This window comes from Streptomyces sp. NBC_01176, from assembly GCF_045039825.1.
In the GTDB taxonomy this organism is placed as follows: Bacteria; Actinomycetota; Actinomycetes; order Streptomycetales; family Streptomycetaceae; genus Streptomyces.
This window is the reverse complement of the sequence record NZ_CP108600.1, coordinates 6539445-6561971: the sequence shown is the minus strand read 5'-3', so window position 1 is coordinate 6561971 and position 22527 is coordinate 6539445. Positions and strand designations below refer to the sequence as shown.

The window sequence follows — 22527 nt, the reverse complement described above, 5'->3', positions numbered from 1 at the left end:
GCCGCGCACAATCCCACACACCTCTTCTCGGTCTTTTCTTCGCACCGCCCCACGGAGCGTCCCCGCATCGCGAGGCCGAGCCCGGTCCACGACATCAAGGAAGATGATCATGCGCAATCGCAGAGCTGCCCTCACCGCCATAGCCGGCGCCGCGTCCCTCGCGCTGTCCCTGTCCGCCTGCGGCCAGAGCAGCGACGGAGGCAGCAAGAGCGACAGCAAGGACATCAAGGGCGCCACCATCGGCATCTCGATGCCGACCAAGTCCTCCGAGCGCTGGATCGGGGACGGCAACAACGTGGTCAAGGACCTTCAGTCCAAGGGGTACAAGACCAAGCTGGCCTTCGGTGAGGACGACCCGGACCAGCAGGTCTCGCAGATCGAGAACATGATCACGCAGGGCGTGAAGGCCCTGATCATCGCGGCCATCGACAACAAGTCGATGAACAACGTGCTCCAGCAGGCCGCCGACGCCAAGATCCCGGTGATCTCCTACGACCGCCTCATCCTCGGCACCAAGAACGTCGACTACTACGCGTCGTTCGACAACACCAAGGTCGGTGAGCTGCAGGCGGGTTACATCGTCGACAAGCTCGGCCTGAAGGACGGCAGCAAGAAGGGCCCGTTCAACATCGAGCTGTTCGCCGGCTCGAACGACGACAACAACACGAAGTACTTCTTCCAGGGCGCGATGAGCGTCCTGCAGCCGTACATCGACAAGAAGCAGCTCGTCGTCAAGTCCGGCCAGACGCAGCTGAACCAGGTCACCACGCTGCGCTGGGACGGCGGCACCGCGCAGAAGCGCATGGACGACATCCTCACCTCGGCGTACAAGACGGCCCACGTCGACGCGGTGCTCTCGCCCTACGACGGCATCTCCATCGGCATCCTCTCGTCGCTGAAGTCGGACGACTACGGCTCCAAGAGCAAGCCGCTGCCGATCGTGTCCGGCCAGGACGCCGAGCTCGCGTCGGTGAAGTCGATCATCGCGGGCGAGCAGACGATGACCGTCTACAAGGACACCCGCAAGCTGGCGACGGTGGCCTCGAACATGGTCGACGCGGCGCTCAAGGGCAAGAAGCCCGAGATCAACGACGACAAGACCTACGACAACGGCACCAAGGTCGTCCCCGCGTACCTGCTGCAGCCGGTCAGCGTCGACAAGACCAACTACGAGAAGGAACTGGTCGCCACCGGCTACTACAAGGACAGCGACCTCAAGTAACCGCCACCTCCTAGTGATTGGAAGGCACGACCATGGCGGGACCCGTCCTGGAAATGCGCTCGATCGTCAAGACCTTTCCCGGCGTCAAGGCGCTGTCGGACGTCACTCTGACCGTCCAGCAGGGCGAGGTCCATGCCATCTGCGGGGAGAACGGCGCCGGCAAGTCGACCTTGATGAAGGTCCTCTCCGGCGTTCATCCGCACGGGAGTTACGAAGGGGACATCCTCTTCGAGTCGGAGGTCTGCACGTTCAAGGACATCAGGGCCAGTGAGCAGCGCGGCATCGTGATCATCCACCAGGAGCTGGCCCTGGTGCCCTACCTCTCCATCGCGGAGAACATCTTCCTCGGCAACGAGCACGCCACCCGCGGGCTCATCAGCTGGACCGAGACACTGCGGCACGCCTCCGAGCTGCTGCGGCGGGTCGGACTCGACGAGAACCCGCAGACCCGCGTCGCCGACATCGGCGTGGGCAAGCAGCAGCTCGTCGAGATCGCGAAGGCGCTCTCGAAGAAGGTGAAGCTGCTCATCCTGGACGAGCCGACCGCCGCCCTGAACGACGAGGACAGCGGCAAACTCCTGGATCTCATCCTGGAGTTGAAGAACCAGGGCATGACCTCGATCATCATTTCCCACAAGCTGAACGAGATCGAGCGGGTCGCGGACTCGGTCACCATCCTGCGCGACGGCCGGACCATCGAGACGCTCGACGTGAAGGCGGCGGAGACCACCGAGGACCGGATCATCAGCGGCATGGTCGGACGCGACCTCGAGCACCGCTTCCCGGAGCGGACACCGCACCACCCCGAGGAGGGCGCCGCGCCCGCCCTGGAGATCCGCGACTGGACCGTGTTCCACCCGATCGACCAGCAGCGCAAGGTGGTCGACGACGTGTCGATCACCGTACGGCGCGGTGAGATCGTCGGCATCGCCGGGCTCATGGGCGCCGGACGCACCGAACTGGCGATGAACGTCTTCGGGCGCGCCTACGGCCGCTACGCGGGCGGCACGGTGCTCAGGGACGGCAAGGAGATCCGGACCAAGACCGTGTCCGAGGCGGTCGGGCACGGGATCGCGTACGTCACCGAGGACCGCAAGCACTACGGCCTCAACCTCATCGACACGATCAACCGCAACATCACGCTCAGCGCCCTGGACAAGGTCGCCCAGCGCGGGATCGTCGACGAGCACGAGGAGCGGCAGGTCTCCGAGGGCTTCCGCAAGTCGATGAACATCAAGGCACCCACGGTGTTCGAGCCGGTGGGCAAACTGTCGGGCGGCAACCAGCAGAAGGTCGTCCTGAGCAAGTGGATCTTCGCAGGGCCGGAGGTGCTGATCCTGGACGAGCCGACCCGCGGGATCGACGTCGGCGCCAAGTTCGAGATCTACACGGTCATCGACAAACTGGCGGCCGAGGGCAAGGCGGTCGTCTTCATCTCCTCCGAGCTGCCCGAGCTGCTCGGCATGTGCGACCGCATCTACACGATGGCAGCGGGACGGCTGACCGGTGAGTTCTCGCGGGCGGAGGCCTCGCAGGAAACGCTGATGCGTCAGATGACGAAGGACAAAGAGGTAACGCGATGAGCACGGATGTGACCGCCAAGACGCCGGCCCCCGCGCCGCCGGGAAAGAGCGGATCGGCCACCGGGGGTGAGGGTCTGCTGCAGCTGCTCCTCGACGGCATGCGCCGCAACATGCGGCAGTACGGCATGCTGTTCGCCCTCGGTCTGATCGTGGTGCTGTTCGCCGTGTGGACCGACGGCGACCTGCTGCTGCCGCGCAACGTCTCCAACCTGGTCCTCCAGAACAGCTACATCCTGATCCTCGCGATCGGCATGATGCTCGTCATCATCGCGGGCCACATCGACCTGTCGGTCGGCTCGCTGACGGCGTTCGTGGGCGCGATCGGCGCCGTGCTGATGGTCAACCACAGCCTCTCCTGGCCGCTCGCCCTGGTGCTGTGCCTGGCCATCGGCGCGGCCGCGGGCGCGGCGCAGGGCTTCCTCATCGCGTATCTCGGCATACCGTCGTTCATCGTGACCCTGGCGGGCATGCTGACCTTCCGCGGTCTGACCGAGATCTTCCTCAAGGGCCAGACGATCGGCCCGTTCCCCGAGGGTCTGCAGAAGGTCGCCAACAGCTTCCTGCCCGAGGTCGGGCCCGACACGAACTACCACAACCTCACGCTGCTGCTCGGTATCGCCCTGATCGCCTTCGTGGTGTTCCAGGAGGTCCGTGACCGCAAGCGGCAGCAGGAGTTCTCGCTCGGCGTCCTGCCCAGGAACCTCTTCCTGCTCAAGCTCGTCGCGCTGATCGCCGCCGTCCTCACGGTCACCATGCTGCTCGCCAGTTACAAGGGCGCGCCGGTGGTCCTGCTGATCCTCGGCGTCCTGGTCGCCGGCTTCGGCTACCTGATGCGCAACGCGGTCATCGGCCGCCACATCTACGCGATCGGCGGCAACCTCCCGGCGGCGAAGCTGTCGGGCGTGAAGGACAAGAAGGTCACCTTCCTGGTCTTCCTGAACATGGGCATGCTCGCGGCCCTGGCGGGTCTGGTCTTCGCCGCCCGCTTCAACGCGGCCTCGCCCAAGGCCGGTCTGAACTTCGAGCTCGAAGCGATCGCGGCCTCGTTCATCGGCGGCGCGTCGATGAGCGGCGGCGTGGGCACGGTCCTCGGCGCGATCATCGGTGGTCTCGTCCTGGGCGTGCTGAACAACGGCATGAACCTCGTCGGCATCGGCAGCGACTGGCAGCAGGTCATCAAGGGTCTGGTACTGCTGGCCGCGGTCGGGTTCGACGTGTGGAACAAGCGCAAGGTCGGTTCGTAAGTCGCTAGGGCCCCCACTTCGGTGGGGGCCTTCACTTCCACTGCAGGAGCCGTCACATGGAAACCAGCAGACGAACGATCATCGCCGCGGCGGCCGCCGCGGGCGTCACCGCCGCCACGGTCGGCACCGCACACGCCGGCACCGGGGGCGGGAAGCCGGTGAAGGAGCTCTTCGGCAGGCTCGCCGACGGCACGAAGGTCCACCGCTGGTCGCTGGAGAACGGCGGCACACGTCTGAAGGTCATCTCCTACGGCGGGATCGTCCAGTCGCTGGAGATCCCCGACCGGCACGGCCGCTACGCGAACGTCTCCCTCGGGTACGACAACCTCGCGTCGTACGTGGCCGGCACGACGTTCTTCGGGGCGACGATCGGCCGCTACGGCAACCGCATAGCGGGCGGCCGCTTCACCCTCGACGGCAAGGCCTACCAGCTCTCCGTCAACGACGGCGTGAACAGCCTGCACGGCGGGGCCAAGGGCTTCAACACCAAGGTCTGGGACATCGAGGGCTTCACCTCCGGCTCCGACGTCGGCCTGCACCTGCACTACACCAGCATCGACGGCGAGATGGGCTACCCGGGCACGCTCAGGGTGAAGGTGACCTACACCCTGACCCGGCACGGCGACTGGCGCATCGACTACGAGGCCACCACCGACAAGGCCACGGTCGTCAACCTCACCAACCACACGTACTACAACCTCGCCGGTGAGGGCCGCGGTGGCATCTACGACCACGAACTCACCCTGGCCGCACGGCGCTTCACACCCACCGACGCCGGTCTGATCCCCACCGGCGAGCTGGCCGGGGTCGCCGGCACCCCCTTCGACTTCCGGCGCGCCAAGCCGGTCGGCCGCGACATCCGGGCCGGCCACCCCCAGCTGGTCACGGCCAAGGGCTTCGACCACAACTGGGTGCTCGACAAGGGCCTCACCGCCCGGCCCGAGCACATCGCCACCCTGCGCGACCCGGACTCCGGCCGCACACTGAAGATCGCGACCGACCAGCCCGGCGTGCAGTTCTACTCGGGCAACTTCCTGGACGGCACCCTGGTGGGCACCTCCGGACACACCTACCGGCAGGGCGACGGCATGTGCCTGGAGACCCAGCACTTCCCGGACTCCCCGAACCATCCCTCGTTCCCCTCGACGGTGCTGCGCCCGGGGCGGACGTACCGCACGACGACGGTGCACTCCTTCGGCACCTGACACCCCGAGTCGGCCGGCGCCGGACGCCGTCGAGGGCCCTGAGGTTGCCCCGGCGCGCGGACCCTCACGGGATCCTCACGAGTTGAACAGCGCCACTCCTCTCTCCGTATGAAGGGGCGGCCCGTGTTCCCCCGCACGGGCCACCCAGAGACGGAGGTTCCATGGCCGACAACGTCGCCTCGCTGTTCCGCGGCACTGCGGCGCACAGCCCCTCGATGGCTGCGCTCGCCCGCGAGAGCGACGGAGTCGGCCCGATCGACTTCTGCATCCCGTGCAACCCGTACTTCCCCACGCCCGGCATGTTCGACGAACTGGCCGGGCGGCTGCGCGAGATCATCACCTACTACCCGAGCAGCGCCGACACCATCACGGCCGAGCTGTGCTCGCTGCTCCAGCTCCCGCCGAGCTGTGTCGCCATGGGCAACGGTTCCACGGAACTGATCACCTGGATCGACCACCTGCTGGTCCGCGAGTCCCTCGCCATCCCCGTCCCCACCTTCGGCCGCTGGACCGACCAGCCGATGGAGACCGGCAAGCGTGTCGACATGTTCCCGCTCCAGGAGTCGACGGGCTTCGCCCTGGACCCCGCGAAGTACATCCAGTTCATCCGCGCCCGGGGCACCCGGGTCGCCGTCATCTGCAACCCCAACAACCCGGACGGCGGCTTCCTGAGCCGGCAGACGGTCGTGAACTTCATGGACGCGCTCCAGGACCTGGACCTGGTGATCATCGACGAGTCGTTCCTGGAGTTCGCCGACGCGGAGAACGAGCCGAGTGTCGTCGAGGAGGCGGTGCTGCGGCCCAACGTGATCGTGCTGCGCAGCCTCGGCAAGAACTTCGGTCTGCACGGCATCCGCTTCGGCTACCTCGTGGCCAACCCCGCGCTCGCGGGCAAGATCCGCTCCATGCTGCCCAAGTGGAACCTCAACTCCTTCGCGGAGACCGTGGTGTTCATGCTCAAGGAGCACGGCGCCGAGTACATGGAGAGCCTGCACCTGGTGCGCCGCGACCGGCTCGACATGGCGCGTCAGCTGACCGCGCTGCCCGGCCTGACGGTCTACCCCTCGCAGGGCAACTTCCTGTTCGTACGGCTGCCCGTGGGCGCCGAGGGCACCGTCGTCCGCGACAGGCTGCTCACCGAGCACCGGATCCTGGTCCGCGAGTGCGGCAACAAGATCGGTTCGTCCAGTCGCTTCCTGAGACTCGTGGTGCGCCCCCAGGTGGACGTGCGTCGCCTGGTGTCCGGCCTGGAGCAGGTGCTCTACGGGTCCAGGAGGGGAGCCGCCGTGCCCGAGCCGAGCGCAGGGACCAGCTACAGCTCGGGCACGGCGGCGGTGGACCGTCTGATCAGCGAGACGAACGGGGTCGGCATGCCGCTGGCCGCGCAGGCCGCCGCGATGCCCGGTCTGCCGCCCGCGCAGACCTGGCCGGGCCCGGCCCAGGCTCCGGCGCAGCTGCCCGGCGGCATGCCCGGACTGATGCCCGCGCCGGCCGCCGCCATGATGCCCGCCCCCGCTCCGGCGGCCGCCATGATGCCTCCCATGGCCCCCATGGCCCCCATGCCCCCGGCCGCCCCGCCGCAGCAGCAGCCCATGCCCGCGGTCGCCCAGATGCCGCCCCCGCCGATGCAGGCGGTGGCCCAGATGCCGCCCCCGCCGATGCAGGCGGTCGCGCAGGCGCCGATGCCCGCGCCACCCATGCCCAGCATGCCCAACACGACCGGTATGCCCGGCATGACCCCCGCCCCGGCCGCCGGGCTCGGCCAGACCGCGATGCCCGGACTGCGCAACGGCGGGCTGACCGCCGCCCAGGTCCGGGGCCGCACCCAGCCGGAGCCGGAACCGACACCCCAGCCGACGGGCTGGCCGGCGGCCGGCGCGATGTACAACCAGGTCGGCTAGGGCGGACGCTCACCACGGGAGATCCTCCCGGGATCCGGGTTCCGGGTTCCGCGTACGACAGAGGGCAAGGAGAACTCCCGCTCCTTGCCCTCTTCAACGTATAGCGCGCCAGGGGGCTTGCGGCAAGGCCCCGGTCATGCCGCAGAATCGTCGACCGAGGCCGGAAGCTTCGCAAATGCCCACTTCACGACGTACGCGTGCCGTTGTCCGCGTATGACATCGGGTGGCGTGCGCGCGGAGCGGCCGGCGGCCATCCCCTCTCCTTGAACGGGCGTTCCGATGATTGACGTGATCGTGGTCGGCGGCGGACCGACCGGGTTGATGCTGGCCTGTGAGCTGCGGCTGCACGACGTGCACGTGGTCGTGCTGGACAAGCTGTCCGAGCCGACCGCGGAGTCCCGCGGACGCGGCCTGCACGCGCGCAGCGTCGAGATCATGGACCAGCGCGGCCTGCTGGACCGGTTCCTCGCGGTCAGTGAGAAGTTCCAGGTCGGCGGTTTCTTCGGCGGCATCCACAAGCCGTGGCCCGACGGGGTGGACACAGCGCACCCGTACGGCCTCTCCACCCTGCAGCCGGTCACCGAGCGCCTGCTCCACGAGCGCGCCCTGGAGCTCGGTGCGGAGATCCGGCGCGGCCACGAGGTGGTCGGACTGAGTCAGGACGAGGTCGAGGACGAGAACGGGGCCGCCGCCGGGGTGAGCGTCGATCTCGCGGACGGCACACGACTGCGCGCGCGGTACGCCGTCGGGTGCGACGGCGGGCGCAGTGTGGTGCGCAAGCTGCTCGGTGTCGGCTTCCCCGGGGAGCCCGCCAAGGTCGAGACGCTGCTGGGCGACGTGGAGATGACCGAGGACCGGGCGACCGTCGAAGCCGTCGTCGCGGAGGTCCGCAGGACCCAGCTGCGGTTCGGCACCATCGCCAACGGGGACGGGACGTACCGCGTCATCGTGCCCGCCGACGGGGTGGCGGAGGACCGTGCGACCGCGCCGACCCTGGAGGAGTTCAGGCAGCGGCTGCGGGCGGTCGCGGGCACCGACTTCGGCGTGCACTCGCCGCGCCGCCTGTCGCGGTTCGGCGACGCGACCCGGCAGGCCGAGCGCTACCGGGTCGGCCGGGTCATGCTGGCCGGCGACGCGGCGCACATCCACCCGCCGACCGGCGGGCAGGGGCTCAACCTCGGTGTCCAGGACGCGTTCAACCTCGGCTGGAAGCTGGCCGCCGCGGTCGGCGGCTGGGCACCGGAAGGCCTCCTGGACAGCTACCACGCCGAACGCCACCCGGTGGGCGCCCGCGTGCTGGACAACACCCGCGCGCAGATCACGCTGCTGGGGAGCGACGCGGGGGCGACCGCGCTGCGCGAGCTGTTCTCGACACTCATGGAGTTCGAGGAGGTGAACCGGTACGTCACCGAGATGATCACCGCGGTCGGGGTCCGCTACGACTTCGGCGAGGGGCACGACCTGCTCGGCCGGCGGTTGCGCGACATGGAACTGAAGCAGGGTCGCCTCTACGCGCTGATGCACACCGGCCGCGGTCTGCTGCTCGACCGGACGGGGCGGCTCTCGGTGACGGGCTGGGCGGACCGGGTCGACCACGTCGTCGACGCCGGCGAGGAACTGGACGTGTCCGCCGTGCTGTTGCGCCCGGACGGTCATGTGGCGTGGGCCGGCGAGGACCAGGAGGATCTGCTCGGCGTGCTGCCGAGGTGGTTCGGCGTGTCCGCCGCCTGACCGCGCGCCGCTCCGCGCCGTCCCGTTCACCGGCCGCCCGCCCGTCCGGTCAGGGCCGACCATCCCGGCAGGTCGATCTCGGCGCGGACCGTCTTGCCGGGCGGTTCCCGGTCCCGCACCTCCCACCGGTCGGCGAGCGCCTCGACGAGGACGAGCCCGCGCCCGTGTTCGCCGAGCGGGTCCGCAGGCGGTACGTCACCCGGTCCGGGCGGACGCGTCCCGTCGCGTGTGTCGGTGACCTCGACCCGGACGCTGCCCGTGACGAGGGAGAGCCGCAGCTCGAAGTCGCGGCCGGGCACCCGGCCGTGGGTCACCGCGTTGGCGGCGAGCTCGGCCACGATCACGGCGGCGGTGTCGGAGGCGTCCGTGCCGTGCGGGATGCCCCAGGTGCGCAGCTGGTCCAGGGCGAGGTGGCGGGCGAGGCGGGCGCCGCGCGGAGTGGCGCTGAAGCGCTGCGTGAACACACGTACGGTAACCGGGCGTCGGGGGGTGGGTGGTGCGGTCATGCCCCCAATCTGACGGTGCGCGAGGGCACTTCACCAGGTCGGCGCCGCGTACGCCACGGGAGCGTACGCGGTGACGGGGTGGACAGTACCGGTCACGGGGCGTGACCATGGGTGGGGGAGGTGACCATGGCGGTCGAGGGTGCGGTGGGGACGGGTGGCGAGCCGGAGTCGTCGGACAGTCTGCGGACGTTCGGCGCGGTCGTACAGGCGTTGCGGGAGCATGCGGGGCTGAGCCGGGAGGAGTTCGGCGAGCGGGTGCGGTTCTCCAAACACACCGTTGCTTCGGTGGAGTTGGGCCGCCGTATGCCGGACCCGACGTTCGTCGAGCGGGCGGAGGCGGCGCTGGGGAACACCGGGGCGTTACGGAAGGCGGCGGGGCATCTGGCACGGCAGCCGGGGCTGGCGGCGTGGTTCCGGCAGTGGGCGCGGCTGGAGGCGACCGCGATCACCCTCTACACGTACGAGTGCCGGTTGCTTCCGGGGTTGTTGCAGACGGAGGCGTATGCGCGCACGTTGTTCACGAACCAGCTGCCCCCACTGGACGACGCACAGATCGAAGCGCAGTGGGTGGCGCGGGCGGAACGCCAGCGACTGTTGCGGGAGCGCCCGAACACGGCGTTCGGCTTCATCCTGGAGGAGGGGCTGCTCCTGCGGCGCACGGGCGGGGTGGAGGTCACGCGAGGGCTCATCGATCACGTCCTGGAGATCGCCCAGCTGCGGAACGTCGAGATCCAGGTCATGCCGCAGGTACGGGAGACACATGCGGGGCTCGACGGTCCCATGCAGTTGCTGGAGACACCCGACAACCGCTGGTTCGTCTACTGCGAGGGGCAGGAGAGCGGCCAGCTCATCGCTGATCCGAAGGTCGTCAGCATGCTCCAGATGCGGTATGCCAGGATGCGTTCACAGGCTCTCACCCTTGAAGATTCCCTGAGCCTCATGCAGCGCATGCGAGGAGACCTATGAGCACCGGCGAACTGACGTGGTTCAAGTCGAGCTACAGCAGCGGCGGCTCCGGCGACTGCGTCGAAGTAGCCCTTTCCTGGCGCAAATCCAGCTACAGCAGCGGCAGTCAGGGCGACTGCGTAGAGGTCGCCACCTCCCCCCGCACCATCCACGTCCGCGACTCCAAGAACCCCCTGGGCCCCCACCTCGCCCTCTCCCCCGTCACCTGGTCCGACTTCCTCACCTACGCCGTCACCCGCGCCTGAGGCCCGGTAGCCCTTGCCGCGCCGGGAACCTCATATGACCGGAATAGGACGTATCGCTGTGGACAATGATCACAGCGACGCCGCTGTCCCTGGGAGGCCCCGCATGGTGTTGAGCAGACGAACCTTCAGCGCACTCGCCGGCACCGCCGCGCTGGGACTCACGCTGGGCGGCAGCGCGGAGGGCGGCGCGTACGCGGCCGGCACCGCGCCCACCGGGCCCGCGCCCGGACCGCCCGGCGCCGACGGACGGCGGCACACCATCGGGTTCGACAGCTACTCCATGCTGATCGACGGCAGGCGCGTGGTCCTGTGGTCCGGCGAGGTCCACCCCTTCCGGCTGCCGAGCCCCTCCCTCTGGCGCGACGTGCTGCAGAAGCTGCGCGCCCACGGCTACAACACGATCAGCGTCTACGTCTCCTGGAACTTCCACTCCCCCGCCCCGGGGCACTACGACTTCACGGGCGTCCGTGACCTCGGCCTGTTCCTGCGCACGGCGGCCGAGACGGGTCTGTACGTGATCCTGCGGCCCGGCCCGTACATCAACGCCGAGGTCGACGCCGGCGGCTTCCCGGGCTGGCTGACGGCCACCAAGGGCACCGCACGGACCTCCGACCCGACGTACCTGTCGCACGTGGACGAGTGGCTGACGGCCGTGAACCGGGTCGCCTCCCGGCACCTGCACACCGACGGCGGCGGCACGATCGTCCTCTACCAGCTGGAGAACGAGTACGCGAACAACGTCACCAGCCCGCTCGGCCGCGACTACATGGCCCACCTGTACGCCAAGGTCCGCGCCGACGGCATCGACGTACCGCTGTTCCACAACGACAAGGGCAGGAACGGCCACTGGGCCCCGGGGACCTTCAGCACCGGCGGGGAGAAGGGCCGTTACCTGTACGGGTTCGACGGCTACCCGTCCCCGGCCGAACAGCCGCCGGACTGGGGCTACTACGGCATCGGCGGGACGAAGGGCGGCGCGACCGCGAGCCCCGGGACCCCCGGATTCCTGGCCGAGTTCGGCGGCGGCTGGTTCGACCCGTGGGGCGGGGTGGAGTTCGACGGCAAGGGGTACGCGGAGTCGGCCCGCACCCGGGACGCGGCGTACGAGCGGCGTTTCTACCTCACCAACCTCGCCAACGGCATCAAGGTCCACAACGTCTACATGACCTTCGGCGGTACGTCCTGGGGCTGGCTGCCCGCGCCGGTCGTCTACACGTCGTACGACTACGGGGCCGCCCTCGACGAGGCCCGCAGGCCGACCCCGAAGCTGGTCCCGATGCACCAGATCGGGCAGCTCCTGCACTCCGTGCCCGACCTCGCCAAACTGGACCGGGCGCCGGCCGTCGCGGTCGGCGAGGGCGGCGGCGGGTCACGGGCCGTCTCCGGGATCACGGCGTACCACCTCGTCAATCCCGACACCAAGGCGCACTTCCACGTGCTGCGCAACGACCGGCCCGCCGACGTCGTGGCCGACGTCACGCTCGCCGGCGAGAGCGTCCGCGTGCCCCTCCCCGGCCTCGACGCCCGGCTGCTCGCCACCGGACTCTCCCTCGGGCGGCGGACGCTGCGGTACTCCAGCGCGCAGCCCATGCTGCGGATGGCCGCCGGACGCCAGGACATCGCGGTGTTCACGGGACGGAAGGGCGAGGCGACCTGGACGGTGCTGGAGTGCGCGAGCGCGCCGAAGGTCACCGTGCTGGAGGGCGGCGCACGCCACGAGCACGCACACGGCCTCCTCCGTATCGACGCGGAACTCGGCGGTCTGACGCGCGTGTTGGTGGAGGGCGGCGGCAGCACCGCGCCGCTTCTGCTGCTCCTCGCCGACGACGCGGCCTCGGCGCGGCTGTGGCGTCACGACACCCCGTCCGGCCCGGTCCTGGTGCGCGGCCCGGCCCTGGTGCGCACCGCTGAACTGCGCGGCACGACCGTCCACCTCACCGGGGACACGGTGTCGCCCGCGGACCTGGAGGTGTGGGGGCCGCGCGGAGTGGACGGCGTGGTCTGGAACCAGGGCACGCTGCGCACCCGTGCCACCACGTCCGGCAGCCGGCTGGCCGAGCGGCGGCTGCCCGGCGTACCGGCCGTCACGCTCCCGGCGCTGGGGAAGTGGCGCCACCACACCGAGAATCCTGAGTCCGCCGCGAAATTCGACGACTCGGCCTGGCGGACCGCGGACCGGACGTCGTCCCACAGCGTCACCCCCGTACCGGCCGGACAGCCCGTCCTGTTCGCCGACGACTACGGCTTCCACTACGGGGACGTCTGGTACCGGGGCCATTTCGCGGACGCGGCCGACGCGCGGTCGGTGTCCCTGTCGTACGTCACGGGCACGCAGGGGCTGCTGATGGCGTGGCTGGACGGCAGGCCGCTGGGCACGCACCGGATGCCGGTGCCGGACAAGAAGACGGTCCGGCAGGGGACCTGGGCCGCCACGGCCACCTTCCCGATCACACCGGAGGCGAGCCGGGCGAAGGGGCCGCACGTCCTGTCCGTCCTCGTGCGCCGGATGCAGCACGACCAGGACGGCACGGCCCGGGACACGCACAAGGCGGCCCGCGGGCTGACGGCCGTGACCTTCGACGGCGCCGCACCCAAGCTCTCCTGGCGGATCCAGGGCGCCGCCAAAGCGGACCCGGTGCGCGGGCCGCTGAACCACGGCGGGCTGTACGGGGAGCGGCAGGGCTGGCATCTGCCGGGGTTCGCGGACGGCGGCTGGCAGACGGTGGAGTTCCCGCGGGCGCGGCGGGGGCAGGGCGTCTGCTGGTACCGCACCGGGTTCCGGCTCGCCGTGGATCCCGGCGTGGACGCCTCGATCGGACTCACCCTCACCGACGACCCGTCCCGCGCCTACCGTGTCCAGATCTTCCTGAACGGCTGGAACCTGGGCCAGTACATCAACGACGTAGGCCCGCAGCACACCTTCGTGCTGCCGAACGGGGTGCTGAACACACGTGGTGCCAACACCCTGGCTCTCGCCGTGCTGGCGGACGGGACCACACCCGCGGGTCCGGGCACGGTGCGTCTGACACTGATGGGCAGTGCGGCCGGAGGGGTGCCGGTGACGCAGGTGAACTCCCCCGGCCGGTGACCGGCGGCGCGACCCGATCGTCCCCGCCCGGTCGGTGACCGGGCGGGGGATCCGGGGAAGCCGGTCTTCGGAAAGCCGTCAGCCGGCGAACGCGGGCTGGGCCAGGCCCTTGCCGGCGCCGGGGACGACGAGCACCGAGCCGGAGAGCGGATGCGGCGCGACCAGACCCGTACGGGCGGTGGTGATGTACAGGTCGGTCAGGCCGGCGCCGCCGAACGCGCAGGCGGTGGGGCGGCGCACCGGGAGGGCGATCACACGGTCGAGACCGCCGTCGGGGGTGTAGCGGCGGACCGCGCCGCCGTCCCAGAACGCCACCCAGACGCAGCCCTCGGCGTCCACGGTGAGTCCGTCCGGATAACCCTCGTCCGCAGCGATGTCCACCAACGCCCGCTTGTTGTACGGCAGTTGGTCCTCGCCGACGTCGAAGACGTCGATCCGCCGGGTCGGTGTGTCGATGTAGTACATCAGCCGGCCGTCGGGGCTCCATCCCGTGCCGTTGCTGACCGTGACGTCGTCCAGGACGGTGTGCGCGGTGCCGTCCGCGGCGATCCGGGACAGCGCGCCGCCGCCCCGTGCCTCGTCGTAGCGCATGCTGCCGGCCCAGAGCGCGCCGTCGGGGGCGACCGCCGCGTCGTTGCCCCGGCGGCCGGGGACGAGGTCGCGGTGCAGCCAGCGGAATTCCCCGGACGAGCCGGACGAGCCGGCGGGACCGTACAGCCCCACGCCGTCCCGGAGGTTGACCACGAGACCGCCGCCCGCGCGAGGCTTGGCGGCGCCCACGTGCTGCTCGGTGACCATGACCGTACGGCGCCCGGTACGGGGATCGTAGGTGTGGACCCGGGAGCCGAGGATGTCGACCCAGATCAGCCGCTGTTCGCGGGTGTCCCAGGTCGGGCCCTCGCCGAGGGCCGCGTCGGCGCGTATCGCGACGTCGAGGTCGCTCATCCCACCACGCTCCGGTGTCCGAGCCGCTCGGAGAGCTCGGCGGCGCCCTTCGCGGCGAGCTGCTCCAGCTCGCCGCGGCGCTCGTCGCTCCAGCGGATCATCGGTACGGAGATGGAGAGCGCGGCGACGACCTGTCCCGCCCGGTCGCGCACCGGGGCGGCGACACAGCTGACGTCCGGGTTCGACTCACGGCTCTCCACCGCGACACCGCGGCGGCGGATCTCCGCCAGGGCCTCGCGCAGGGCGCCCGGTTCGGTGATGCTGTTCGGTGTCATCGCGACCAGGTCCGCGTCGTCGGGGATGCGGGAGGCCAGCTCCGGATCGGGCAGCGAGGCGAGCAGCATCTTGCCCACGGAGGTGCAGTGGGCGGGGAGGCGGCGCCCCGCCGCCGACACCATGCGCACGGCGTGCGTGGAGTCGACCTTCGCGATGTAGATGACGTCCGTGCCCTCCAGGATCGCCACATGGACCGTCTCGTCGCAGGTCTCGGCGACGGAGCGGGCGACCTGCTGGCCCTCCGCCGCGAGGTCCAGCTGCTCGGCGTAGCGGCTGCCGAGCTGGTACGGCCGCACACCGAGGCGGTAGCGTCCGGGCTGGCCCGGTATCTGCACGATGTACGAGCGGGCGGCGAGCGTGGTGACCAGCTCGTGCACCGTCGTCCGCGGCAGTTGCAGCCTGCGCACGATGTCGGGGGCGGAGAGCGTGCCGTCCCCGTCGAGGAAGAGCTCGAGAATGTCGAGAGCCCGGGTCACGGCAGGTACGAGGCGTCCCACAACCGGCCCCCTCCCTATGTTCGAAATTTCAACAGACGATCGGCATGACGAACACAGGCTACTCATGGTGGTCTTGGAGGGGCAATGGGTGGACGCCGGCGAGGTGCCGGGGGCTGATGTCGACCGGTGGGGACGGCGAGGCGTACGCACCTTCCACGAGGCGCCGCCCGCGTACCGGCCCGATGCGCGATCATGGGCCCCATGCCCGCCAAGCGACCCGCCGGCCCCTTCACCCCGCTCGACTTCCAACTGGTCCTGCTGCGCCGCATGGCCGACCACAACCCGGACCTCGTCGACGACGCCCGCCGCGAACTCGGCGCCTCCCTCGCGGACATGCGCGAGGCCAACCGGCGCTGGCAGGCGATGCTGCACGCCCCGCGCTCCCGCTCCGCCGCCCACCGCTACCGCTCGGTCCTCGGTGCCCCGGAGTCGGTCACCCCGCGCCGGATCGGCGACCTCACCTGCGAGGCCCTGCTGTGGCCCGTCCCCCTCTGGCCCGGCCTGCGCTTCGAGGTTCTCGCCCTGTCGAACGGGGTGGTCTGGAACGAGTGGCTGGTCCGCGCAGCCGGCGTCACCGGTCCGGTGCTGAAGACCCTCGACGACCTGACCCCCTGGTCCTGCACGGTCGACGAGGCCGCCCGCGCCTTCGCCCCCGCCCGGCCGCTGGAGGGCACCGCCCCCACCCGCTGGGGGCTCGCCTTCACGGCCCCGGACGCGTCGGGGGCACGGCAGGAGTGCGCGGCCGAGTTCACCTGGGGGCTGCTCCAGCGGGTGGCCGTCAGCGGGCGGCCCGGATGATCTCCTCGGCGACGACGGGCACCGACTCCGGGTGCAGCCAGAGGAAGAGGTTGGGTTCCACCAGTTCCAGTTCCATGACGCACGGCTGCCCGTCGTCGCCGTCGACGACATCGACCCGGGCGTACAGCAGGGCGTCCCCGTCCGTACCGGACGGTACGGCGGCCAGCGCGCGCTCGGCGAGGGCGAGTTCGGCCGCGGTCGGCTGCCAGACCTCCAGCCGGGGGTGCGGGACCTTGTCCGCGTCGTACGCCGTCCCGGGCTCGAGGACGGCGCCCTTGCGGGCGGCGTGCAGGAAGCGTCCGCCGAAGAACTGCAGCGCCCGCTCGCCGGAGGTGTCGACGCCGCGCAGGTAGGGCTGGACCATGGCGGTCAGCCCCCGCTCGTGCATCCGGGCGAGCTGTCGCAGCGCGGTCTGACGCTCCTCGGGCCGGTAGCGGGCGGCGAGCCGTGCGCCCGCGCCCGACGTGGGCTTCACCACGTACTCGTGGTCGCCGGGAAGGTCAGCGCGATCGCCGGGCGCGAGGTACCGGGTCGGCACGGTCGCCACCCCGGCCGCGGCCAGTTCGCCGACGTACCGCTTGTCGGTGTTCCACCGTACGACCGCCGCCGGATTCGCCAGCCGGGTGAGCTTCGCGACCCGCTCGGCCCACGCCACGAACTCCGCCACCCGCCAGCTGTAGTCCCAGGTCGAGCGGATGACGACCAGGTCGAAGTCCGCCCAGTCGACCGCCTGGTCGTCCCAGTACGCGATCTCGGCCCGCGCGCCGGCGTCCTCCAGGGCCCCCTTCAGTACGGGCAGGTCCCGGTCCGCGCTCGTCGTGCCCTCCTCCGGCCGGTAGGTGGCGAGTGCGATGCGGGGGCGGGCGGCGGTGCGGGCCACGGCGGACTCCATCCTCGTAACGTCTGATCCCCGGGGAGGCTACAACCGCCCGTGCGGGCCCGGCTCGTGCGGGGGGCCGGGGGTTCACCGGGCCGGGACCCGCTCGGCCGGCACGGCCACGACGGCGCGCACCGCCCGGATGTCCTCGGGGTGGCGCAGGGCCCCCGACACGGCCTCGATCTCCGCCAGCAGGTTCTCGGTGTCCGGGCCGACGAGAGGAACGGTGCCGCCGTCCCGACGCGTTCGCCTCCCGGCCCCGACGGCGTCCTGGACCGTCACCGCGTGGGCGAGCGCCCGCGCCCGGCCGGCCTCGAACCCCAGACCGACCGCCGCCTCGTACGCCGTGCGCCGCAGGTCCTCGTCGAGGAACCGGGAGAGGTGGAGCAGCGCGTCCCGGATGAACGTCTCGCGGCGCATCAGGCGCAGTTCGGGAGTGACCCGGAGCCTCAGCGGGACCCGGCTGCCCGCGACCGTGCGCAGCAGCCGGTACAGGGGCCGCAGCCGCCAGAGGCCGAGCCGGGCGCGCGCACGCCGCTGCAGGTACTGGCCGGCGTGCGGCAGGATGAAGCCGACGGCGATCAGGACGGCGGAGAGGGAGGCGACCGGCGGGCCCAGCCGGGTGCTCAGCCAGTCCAGGTCGTGGCCGCTCCAGCGGGCGCCGACGGCGCAGAGCTTCCCGGCGTCGTAGACCAGGTTCACCGTGTAGCCGACGCCCAGGAACTTCAGCCCGCCGCGCAGCCATACGTCGAGTCCGTCGGTACGGATCCAGTTCCAGAGCAGCCTGGACGTGATCAGGCAGGCCGTGGTGTGCGCGAGCAGGTAGAGCACGATCACCTCACGCATGAAGGGCGTGCGGGCGTAGTACGTGTCGAGATCCCTGATCCGCTCGACGGGCGCGTCGGCGAGCGCGAACAGCACCCACAGCGCGACGATCACGCCGGCGTACACGGCGACGACCCAGCGGGTGGCGCGCCGGGTGGCCACGCGGTCGGTGATGCCGTTGCGCCAGGTGGTGATCATCAGCAGGCAGGCTCCGCTGAAGGCGGTGACGAGGCTGTAGAGCAGGGGCGCCGAGATGTTCGGTACGCCGGTGACGCGGTTGGTCCAGGAGATCGTCGGCGGCGCGGCGAAGACGAAGACGCAGCAGGCGAGGACGAGGAGGCCGCCGACGGCCCGAAGGAGCGGATCCTTCCAGAGCTTGACGATGCCGGGCAGCTTGATGGCGAGGGCTGCGGTGAGGACCGCGATCGGTATCCAGAAGGAGATGTAGATCCCGGCGAGGAAGCGGGCGGGGTCCATCGCCGGTCAGTCCTGGGGGCCGCGGTAGCCCAGGGAGGCCTGGATCGCGCGTCCGAGCGGGTCGGCGGGTCCTTGTGGGCGGGAGCCGGTCACCCAGGAGCGGAAGACGCTCGCGAGGTGCAGGCCGAAGTCCTCGGCCTCGGCCTCGTCGGCCTCGTGCGAGCCGTTGCGGGCGGCGACGGTGAGCGCGATCTCCTGCCAGCGGGGGTCGTCCGACAGGGCGCGCGCGGCGGCGCCGGCGAAGTGGTGGTGGGAGTGCGCGTGACCGGCCGACAGGTGCCACAACTCGTGCCCGAGGATGACGAGTTGCTGGACCGCTTCGGCGCGCTCCTCGACGATGACGAGGTCGAAGTCGTGGAACTCCATCCACAGACCGGTGACCTCGATCTCGTCGGGGAAGCGTTCGAAGCGGAGCTGGACGGGCCGGCCGTCCCGGCGCCGGCTCATCTCCTCGCAGAGCGCGCCGGCCAGTTCCCGTACGTCGACGGGCGGGTCGAAACGCTTCCTCAGGACCCGGGAGAGCTCGACCGCGAGGGCGCGCATCTCGGAGTCGGCCCTGCGGGAGAACAGTGCCGCCGCGCGCTTCCAGACGCCGCCGGTCCGTCCGGCCGTCCTGCCCGTCACACCGCTCGCCGCACTCCGCGTCACTCCTCGCTCCGCCCCGCTCCTCGCTCCGTCGCGCCGTCGACCCACCGCCCCGTGATGTCGTGGCGGTTGATCCGTCAAATGGTCGCGCCGTGGGCGAGACTACGGGCCCGGATCGTCCCACGCCATGGTTTTCCGCACGGTCGTTCCCGGTTCGGGAACGACGTGACCACCCCGCCGCCCGGACGTCCCGGCGCACGGGCCGGCACGCGCCCTCGCGCGAACGTCGACGCGCGTCCTCGTGCACGTCTTCTTCGTACGGGGTCCTGGTGCGAGCCCTGGTGCGAATCGCCGAGCGCGTCCGGGTGCGCGACCTCGTGCGGGGCACCGGCGCGTCCCGGTGCGGGTCCTGGTTCGGGTTCTCTGCGCGCGCCTTCGTGCGGGCGGCGAACCGGTCCGGGCGCTGGTCGTCGTGCGAGGTCGGGTGCGGACTCCCGGCCGGTGTGATCTGCCTCGCGCTCCGCCGGTCGCGGGCTCCGGCAGGTTTCCCGCGCCCTGGTGTAGGAACGGTTCTGACTGTCACCGGCAGAACGTCCCTACTGGCAAGGAGCACCCCGCGTGTCCTCCCTCTTTCCGGCCCTGGTCAGCGGTTCGACCGCACGGCGGCCCGCCCTTCGCTTCGGCGACCGGTCCCTGACGTACGCGGAACTCGCCGCCTCCGCGGGCGCGCTGGCCGCGCGCCTGGAAGGCCGGGAACGGATCGCCGTGTGGGCGACGCCGTCCCTGGAGACGGCCGTCGGGGTGGTGGCCGCGCTGCTCGCCCGGGTGCCCGCCGTGCCCCTCAACCCCAAGTCGGGCGAGGGCGAGCTGGGGCACATCGTGTCCGACAGCGCGCCGTCGCTGGTGCTCGCCGGGGAGGGGGACGACCTCCCCTCGCCCGTACGGGAGTTGGAGCGCATCGACGTCGTGACGCACCTCGCGGGCGGGGTCGTCCCGGAGCACCCCGACGAGCCGGACGACCCCGCCGCCCCGGCCCTCGTCGTCTACACCTCCGGCACCACGGGTCCACCCAAGGGCGCCGTCGTCCCGCGTCGCGCGATCGCCTCGACCCTGGACGCGCTGGCCGACGCCTGGCAGTGGACGGGCGACGACGTGCTCGTGCACGGGCTGCCGCTCTTCCATGTGCACGGGCTGATCCTGGGCGTCCTCGGGCCGTTGCGGCGCGGCGGGGCCGTGCGGCACCTGGGGCGGTTCAGCGCGGAGGGCGTCACGCGCGAGCTGAACTCGGGAGCGACCATGCTGTTCGGGGTGCCGACGATGTACCACCGACTCGCCGAGGCGCTGGCCGAGGACACGGAGCTGGCCAAGGCGCTCGGCCGGGCGCGGCTGCTGGTCTCCGGTTCCGCCGCGCTGCCGGTGCACGACCACGAGCGGATCACGGCGGCGACCGGTCGGCGGGTCGTCGAGCGGTACGGCATGACCGAGACCCTCATGAACACCAGCGTCCGGGTGGACGGTCCGGCACGGCCCGGGACCGTCGGGGTGCCGCTGCCGGGCGTCGGGCTGCGGCTGGTCGAGGAGGACGGTTCGACGCTCGCCTCGTACGACGCGGACGGCACCCCGACCGGCTCGTACGACACCGAGGGCAACCCCACCGGCGCCTACGACGGCGAGAGCGTGGGCGAGATCCAGGTGCGCGGGCCGAACCTGTTCACCGAGTACCTGAACCGGCCCGACGCCACCGCCGCCGCGTTCACCGCGGACGGCTGGTTCCGCACGGGTGACATGGCGGTGCGCGACGCCGACGGATGCGTACGCATCGTGGGCCGCAAGGCCACCGACCTGATCAAGAGCGGCGGTTACAAGATCGGCGCCGGTGAGATCGAGAACGCGCTGCTGGAACACCCCGCCGTGCGCGAGGCCGCCGTCACCGGGGAGCCCGACGACGACCTGGGCGAGCGGATCGTGGCCTGGGTGGTGCCGGTGGACGCCCCCGCCCCGGGCCTCGACCGCGAACTCGCCGACCACGTGGCCCGCCGTCTCGCCCCGCACAAGCGCCCGCGCACGGTGCGCTTCCTGTCCGCCCTGCCCCGCAACGACATGGGCAAGATCCTGAAGCGAGCGCTCCCGGACGCCCTCGCGAACTCCCGCCCGAACGACGTCACGCATGACTGACCGCTTCCCGGCCCGCGAGGCCATCGCCCTCGTCACCGACGAGTTCACCGAACTCCGGGTGCCGATGAGGCATTTCGAGCCGGACGGCCCGCTGTCCTGGCAGGGGTACGACGAGGCACGCTCCCGTGCCGCCGCCCGCACCGGCGAGGACGAGTCCGTGGTCTGCGGCAGCGCGGTCGTCGGCGGCACCCGGGTCGCACTGATCGCCTTCGAGTTCGGCTTCCTCGGCGGCTCGCTCGGCGCACGCACCGGCGACCGTCTGGAAGCCGCGTACGCCCACGCCCGGGAACACCGGCTGCCGGTCGTCTCGCTGGTCGCGACGGGCGGCAGCCGGATGCAGGAGGGCATGCTCGCGCTCACCCAGCTCCAGCGGGTGGCACGGCAGTCGGCGCTGACCCGGGAGGCCGGGCTGCCGCAGATCGCGGTGGTGCGGGATCCGACGACGGGGGGCGGCTGGGCCACGCTGGGCGCGGGTTGCGACGTCACCCTGGCGCTGCCCGGCGCCCAGGTGGGTTTCGCGGGCTCCCGGGTCCGCCCGCCCGGCGCGGACCCGGCGGCGTACACGGCGGAGGCCCAGGTCGCGGCGGGCGCGGTGGACGCCGTCGTACCGGAGGGGGAGCTGCGGGAGACGCTGGCGCTGTGGCTGGCCCTGCTCGGCGACCCGTCCCCCGAGGCCGCGCCGGTGCCGGCCGCCCTCGGCGCGGCCGGTCTGCCGGCCACCGGCTGGGACGCCGTCGACCGGGCCCGCTCGCCCCGACGCCCGCGCGCCGAGGCCTACTTGGACGCCTACTTCAGCCGCCGCGCGGCGATCTCCGGCGATCGCTGCGGCGGCACCGACGCCGGCCTGCTGTGCGGGTTCGGCTCCGGGCCCGACGGGCGGACGGTCGCGTACGCGGCGCAGTGCGGGACCGCGACCCGTCCGGCCGGGTATCGCACCGCGGCACGGCTGATCCGTCTCGCGGGCCGGCTCGGCATCCCGGTGCTGACGCTGGTGGACACTCCGGGTGCCGCCAACGACGCGCGGGCCGAGCGGCAGGGCGCGGGCTCCGCGATCGCGGACCTGTTCGCCGCGGTGGCCGCCGCCCGTACTCCGGTCACCACGCTGGTGATCGGCGAGGGCGGCTCGGGCGGCGCCCTCGCCCTGGCCGCGCCGGGCAACACCTGGGCCACGCCGGACAGTTACTTCTCCGTCATCGCGCCGGAGCTGGCGGCGGCGATCCTCAAGCGTCCGGCGAGCGAGGTGCGCGCCACGGCGGACCAGCTCCGCATCCGGCCGCAGGACCTGGTGGACCTGGGGGTCGTACGGGGCATAGCGGAGCACCCGGGGAAGTGAACGCGCGGGCGGCGCCGGCTCCCTCTCCCAGGGGAACCGGCGCCGCCC

The 22527-nt window shown here is 71.4% G+C and carries 18 protein-coding genes; 12 read left to right on the top strand and 6 right to left on the bottom strand.

Annotation, left to right across the window (positions count from 1 at the left end; all coding sequences use genetic code 11):
• Positions 1-103: 103 nt before the first annotated feature.
• The 6 genes from chvE to rox all read left to right on the top strand — a co-directional run bounded on the left by chvE (position 104) and on the right by rox (position 8886).
• Positions 104-1222, top strand: a complete 1119-nt coding sequence (gene chvE, locus OG199_RS28285; protein WP_356804891.1) for a multiple monosaccharide ABC transporter substrate-binding protein — start codon at positions 104-106, stop codon at positions 1220-1222.
• A gap of 32 nt (positions 1223-1254) precedes the next feature.
• Positions 1255-2805: a multiple monosaccharide ABC transporter ATP-binding protein gene (mmsA, locus tag OG199_RS28280; RefSeq protein WP_356804890.1), complete on the top strand. Its 1551-nt coding sequence runs from the start codon at positions 1255-1257 to the stop codon at positions 2803-2805.
• Positions 2802-4049, top strand: a complete 1248-nt coding sequence (gene mmsB, locus OG199_RS28275; protein ID WP_356804888.1) for a multiple monosaccharide ABC transporter permease — start codon at positions 2802-2804, stop codon at positions 4047-4049. The genes mmsA and mmsB overlap by 4 nt, the downstream gene beginning before the upstream one ends.
• Before the next feature lie 56 nt (positions 4050-4105).
• The gene (locus tag OG199_RS28270) at positions 4106-5254 is read left to right on the top strand and encodes an aldose epimerase family protein (RefSeq protein ID WP_405831855.1); all 1149 of its coding nucleotides are present in this window, start codon (positions 4106-4108) and stop codon (positions 5252-5254) included.
• Between the two features lie 161 nt (positions 5255-5415).
• Positions 5416-7155 (top strand): pyridoxal phosphate-dependent aminotransferase, encoded by a 1740-nt coding sequence (locus tag OG199_RS28265; protein ID WP_405831853.1) that lies wholly within the window; start codon positions 5416-5418, stop codon positions 7153-7155.
• A 279-nt stretch (positions 7156-7434) separates the two neighbouring features.
• Positions 7435-8886 (top strand): rifampin monooxygenase, encoded by a 1452-nt coding sequence (gene rox / locus OG199_RS28260; RefSeq protein WP_405831852.1) that lies wholly within the window; start codon positions 7435-7437, stop codon positions 8884-8886.
• Positions 8887-8912: 26 nt separating this feature from the next.
• Here rox and OG199_RS28255 read toward each other — a convergent pair whose 3' ends face one another.
• Positions 8913-9392 (bottom strand): ATP-binding protein, encoded by a 480-nt coding sequence (locus OG199_RS28255; RefSeq protein WP_356804880.1) that lies wholly within the window; start codon positions 9390-9392, stop codon positions 8913-8915.
• A gap of 126 nt (positions 9393-9518) precedes the next feature.
• On the opposite strand from OG199_RS28255, the gene OG199_RS28250 reads away from it, so the two are divergent.
• The 3 genes from OG199_RS28250 (at position 9519) to OG199_RS28240 (ending at position 13691) form a co-directional block, all read left to right on the top strand.
• The gene (locus tag OG199_RS28250; RefSeq protein WP_405831851.1) at positions 9519-10358 is read left to right on the top strand and encodes a Scr1 family TA system antitoxin-like transcriptional regulator; all 840 of its coding nucleotides are present in this window, start codon (positions 9519-9521) and stop codon (positions 10356-10358) included.
• Complete coding sequence (locus OG199_RS28245) at positions 10355-10603, top strand: DUF397 domain-containing protein (protein ID WP_356804877.1); 249 nt, start codon at positions 10355-10357, stop codon at positions 10601-10603. Before OG199_RS28250 ends, OG199_RS28245 begins: the two co-directional genes overlap by 4 nt.
• A 103-nt stretch (positions 10604-10706) precedes the next feature.
• Positions 10707-13691 carry a beta-galactosidase gene (locus OG199_RS28240; protein ID WP_405831849.1) on the top strand — a complete coding sequence of 995 codons (2985 nt, stop codon included), beginning with the start codon at positions 10707-10709 and terminating at the stop codon, positions 13689-13691.
• Between the two features lie 78 nt (positions 13692-13769).
• Here OG199_RS28240 and OG199_RS28235 read toward each other — a convergent pair whose 3' ends face one another.
• Entirely contained in the window at positions 13770-14636 is an 867-nt protein-coding gene (locus OG199_RS28235; protein ID WP_405831848.1) for an SMP-30/gluconolactonase/LRE family protein, read from the bottom strand.
• Positions 14633-15409 carry an IclR family transcriptional regulator gene (locus OG199_RS28230; RefSeq protein ID WP_356804871.1) on the bottom strand — a complete coding sequence of 259 codons (777 nt, stop codon included), beginning with the start codon at positions 15407-15409 and terminating at the stop codon, positions 14633-14635. Before OG199_RS28230 ends, OG199_RS28235 begins: the two co-directional genes overlap by 4 nt.
• 192 nt (positions 15410-15601) lie before the next feature.
• Between OG199_RS28230 and OG199_RS28225 the strand changes: the two genes are divergently transcribed.
• Complete coding sequence (locus OG199_RS28225) at positions 15602-16207, top strand: hypothetical protein (RefSeq protein WP_405831845.1); 606 nt, start codon at positions 15602-15604, stop codon at positions 16205-16207.
• Here OG199_RS28225 and OG199_RS28220 read toward each other — a convergent pair.
• From OG199_RS28220 to OG199_RS28210, 3 genes are all read right to left on the bottom strand, one after another.
• A complete protein-coding gene (locus OG199_RS28220) occupies positions 16188-17099 on the bottom strand; it encodes a RimK family alpha-L-glutamate ligase (protein WP_405831843.1) in 912 nt (303 codons plus the stop codon). The two genes, OG199_RS28225 and OG199_RS28220, sit on opposite strands and share 20 nt — an antisense overlap.
• A gap of 72 nt (positions 17100-17171) precedes the next feature.
• Positions 17172-18386, bottom strand: coding sequence for an MAB_1171c family putative transporter (locus tag OG199_RS28215; RefSeq protein ID WP_356808912.1), 1215 nt, complete (start codon positions 18384-18386; stop codon positions 17172-17174).
• Between the two features lie 6 nt (positions 18387-18392).
• Complete coding sequence (locus OG199_RS28210) at positions 18393-19034, bottom strand: toxin-antitoxin system, toxin component family protein (protein WP_401799058.1); 642 nt, start codon at positions 19032-19034, stop codon at positions 18393-18395.
• A 555-nt stretch (positions 19035-19589) separates the two neighbouring features.
• Here OG199_RS28210 and OG199_RS28205 point away from each other — a divergent pair.
• Together OG199_RS28205 and OG199_RS28200 are read left to right on the top strand one after the other, a co-directional pair.
• A complete protein-coding gene (locus OG199_RS28205; protein WP_356808913.1) occupies positions 19590-21146 on the top strand; it encodes an acyl-CoA synthetase in 1557 nt (518 codons plus the stop codon).
• Positions 21139-22479 carry a carboxyl transferase domain-containing protein gene (locus OG199_RS28200; protein WP_405831840.1) on the top strand — a complete coding sequence of 447 codons (1341 nt, stop codon included), beginning with the start codon at positions 21139-21141 and terminating at the stop codon, positions 22477-22479. Before OG199_RS28205 ends, OG199_RS28200 begins: the two co-directional genes overlap by 8 nt.
• The last annotated feature ends 48 nt before the right edge of the window (positions 22480-22527 follow it).

Coding starts and splice junctions, on each gene's coding strand:
- chvE (WP_356804891.1), top strand. CDS start 104: ATGATCATGCGCAATCGCAGAGCTGCCCTCACCGCCATAGCCGGCGCC.
- mmsA (WP_356804890.1), top strand. CDS start 1,255: ATGGCGGGACCCGTCCTGGAAATGCGCTCGATCGTCAAGACCTTTCCC.
- mmsB (WP_356804888.1), top strand. CDS start 2,802: ATGAGCACGGATGTGACCGCCAAGACGCCGGCCCCCGCGCCGCCGGGA.
- OG199_RS28270 (WP_405831855.1), top strand. CDS start 4,106: ATGGAAACCAGCAGACGAACGATCATCGCCGCGGCGGCCGCCGCGGGC.
- OG199_RS28265 (WP_405831853.1), top strand. CDS start 5,416: ATGGCCGACAACGTCGCCTCGCTGTTCCGCGGCACTGCGGCGCACAGC.
- rox (WP_405831852.1), top strand. CDS start 7,435: ATGATTGACGTGATCGTGGTCGGCGGCGGACCGACCGGGTTGATGCTG.
- OG199_RS28255 (WP_356804880.1), bottom strand. CDS start 9,392: ATGACCGCACCACCCACCCCCCGACGCCCGGTTACCGTACGTGTGTTC.
- OG199_RS28250 (WP_405831851.1), top strand. CDS start 9,519: ATGGCGGTCGAGGGTGCGGTGGGGACGGGTGGCGAGCCGGAGTCGTCG.
- OG199_RS28245 (WP_356804877.1), top strand. CDS start 10,355: ATGAGCACCGGCGAACTGACGTGGTTCAAGTCGAGCTACAGCAGCGGC.
- OG199_RS28240 (WP_405831849.1), top strand. CDS start 10,707: ATGGTGTTGAGCAGACGAACCTTCAGCGCACTCGCCGGCACCGCCGCG.
- OG199_RS28235 (WP_405831848.1), bottom strand. CDS start 14,636: ATGAGCGACCTCGACGTCGCGATACGCGCCGACGCGGCCCTCGGCGAG.
- OG199_RS28225 (WP_405831845.1), top strand. CDS start 15,602: ATGGGCCCCATGCCCGCCAAGCGACCCGCCGGCCCCTTCACCCCGCTC.
- OG199_RS28220 (WP_405831843.1), bottom strand. CDS start 17,099: ATGGAGTCCGCCGTGGCCCGCACCGCCGCCCGCCCCCGCATCGCACTC.
- OG199_RS28215 (WP_356808912.1), bottom strand. CDS start 18,386: ATGGACCCCGCCCGCTTCCTCGCCGGGATCTACATCTCCTTCTGGATA.
- OG199_RS28200 (WP_405831840.1), top strand. CDS start 21,139: ATGACTGACCGCTTCCCGGCCCGCGAGGCCATCGCCCTCGTCACCGAC.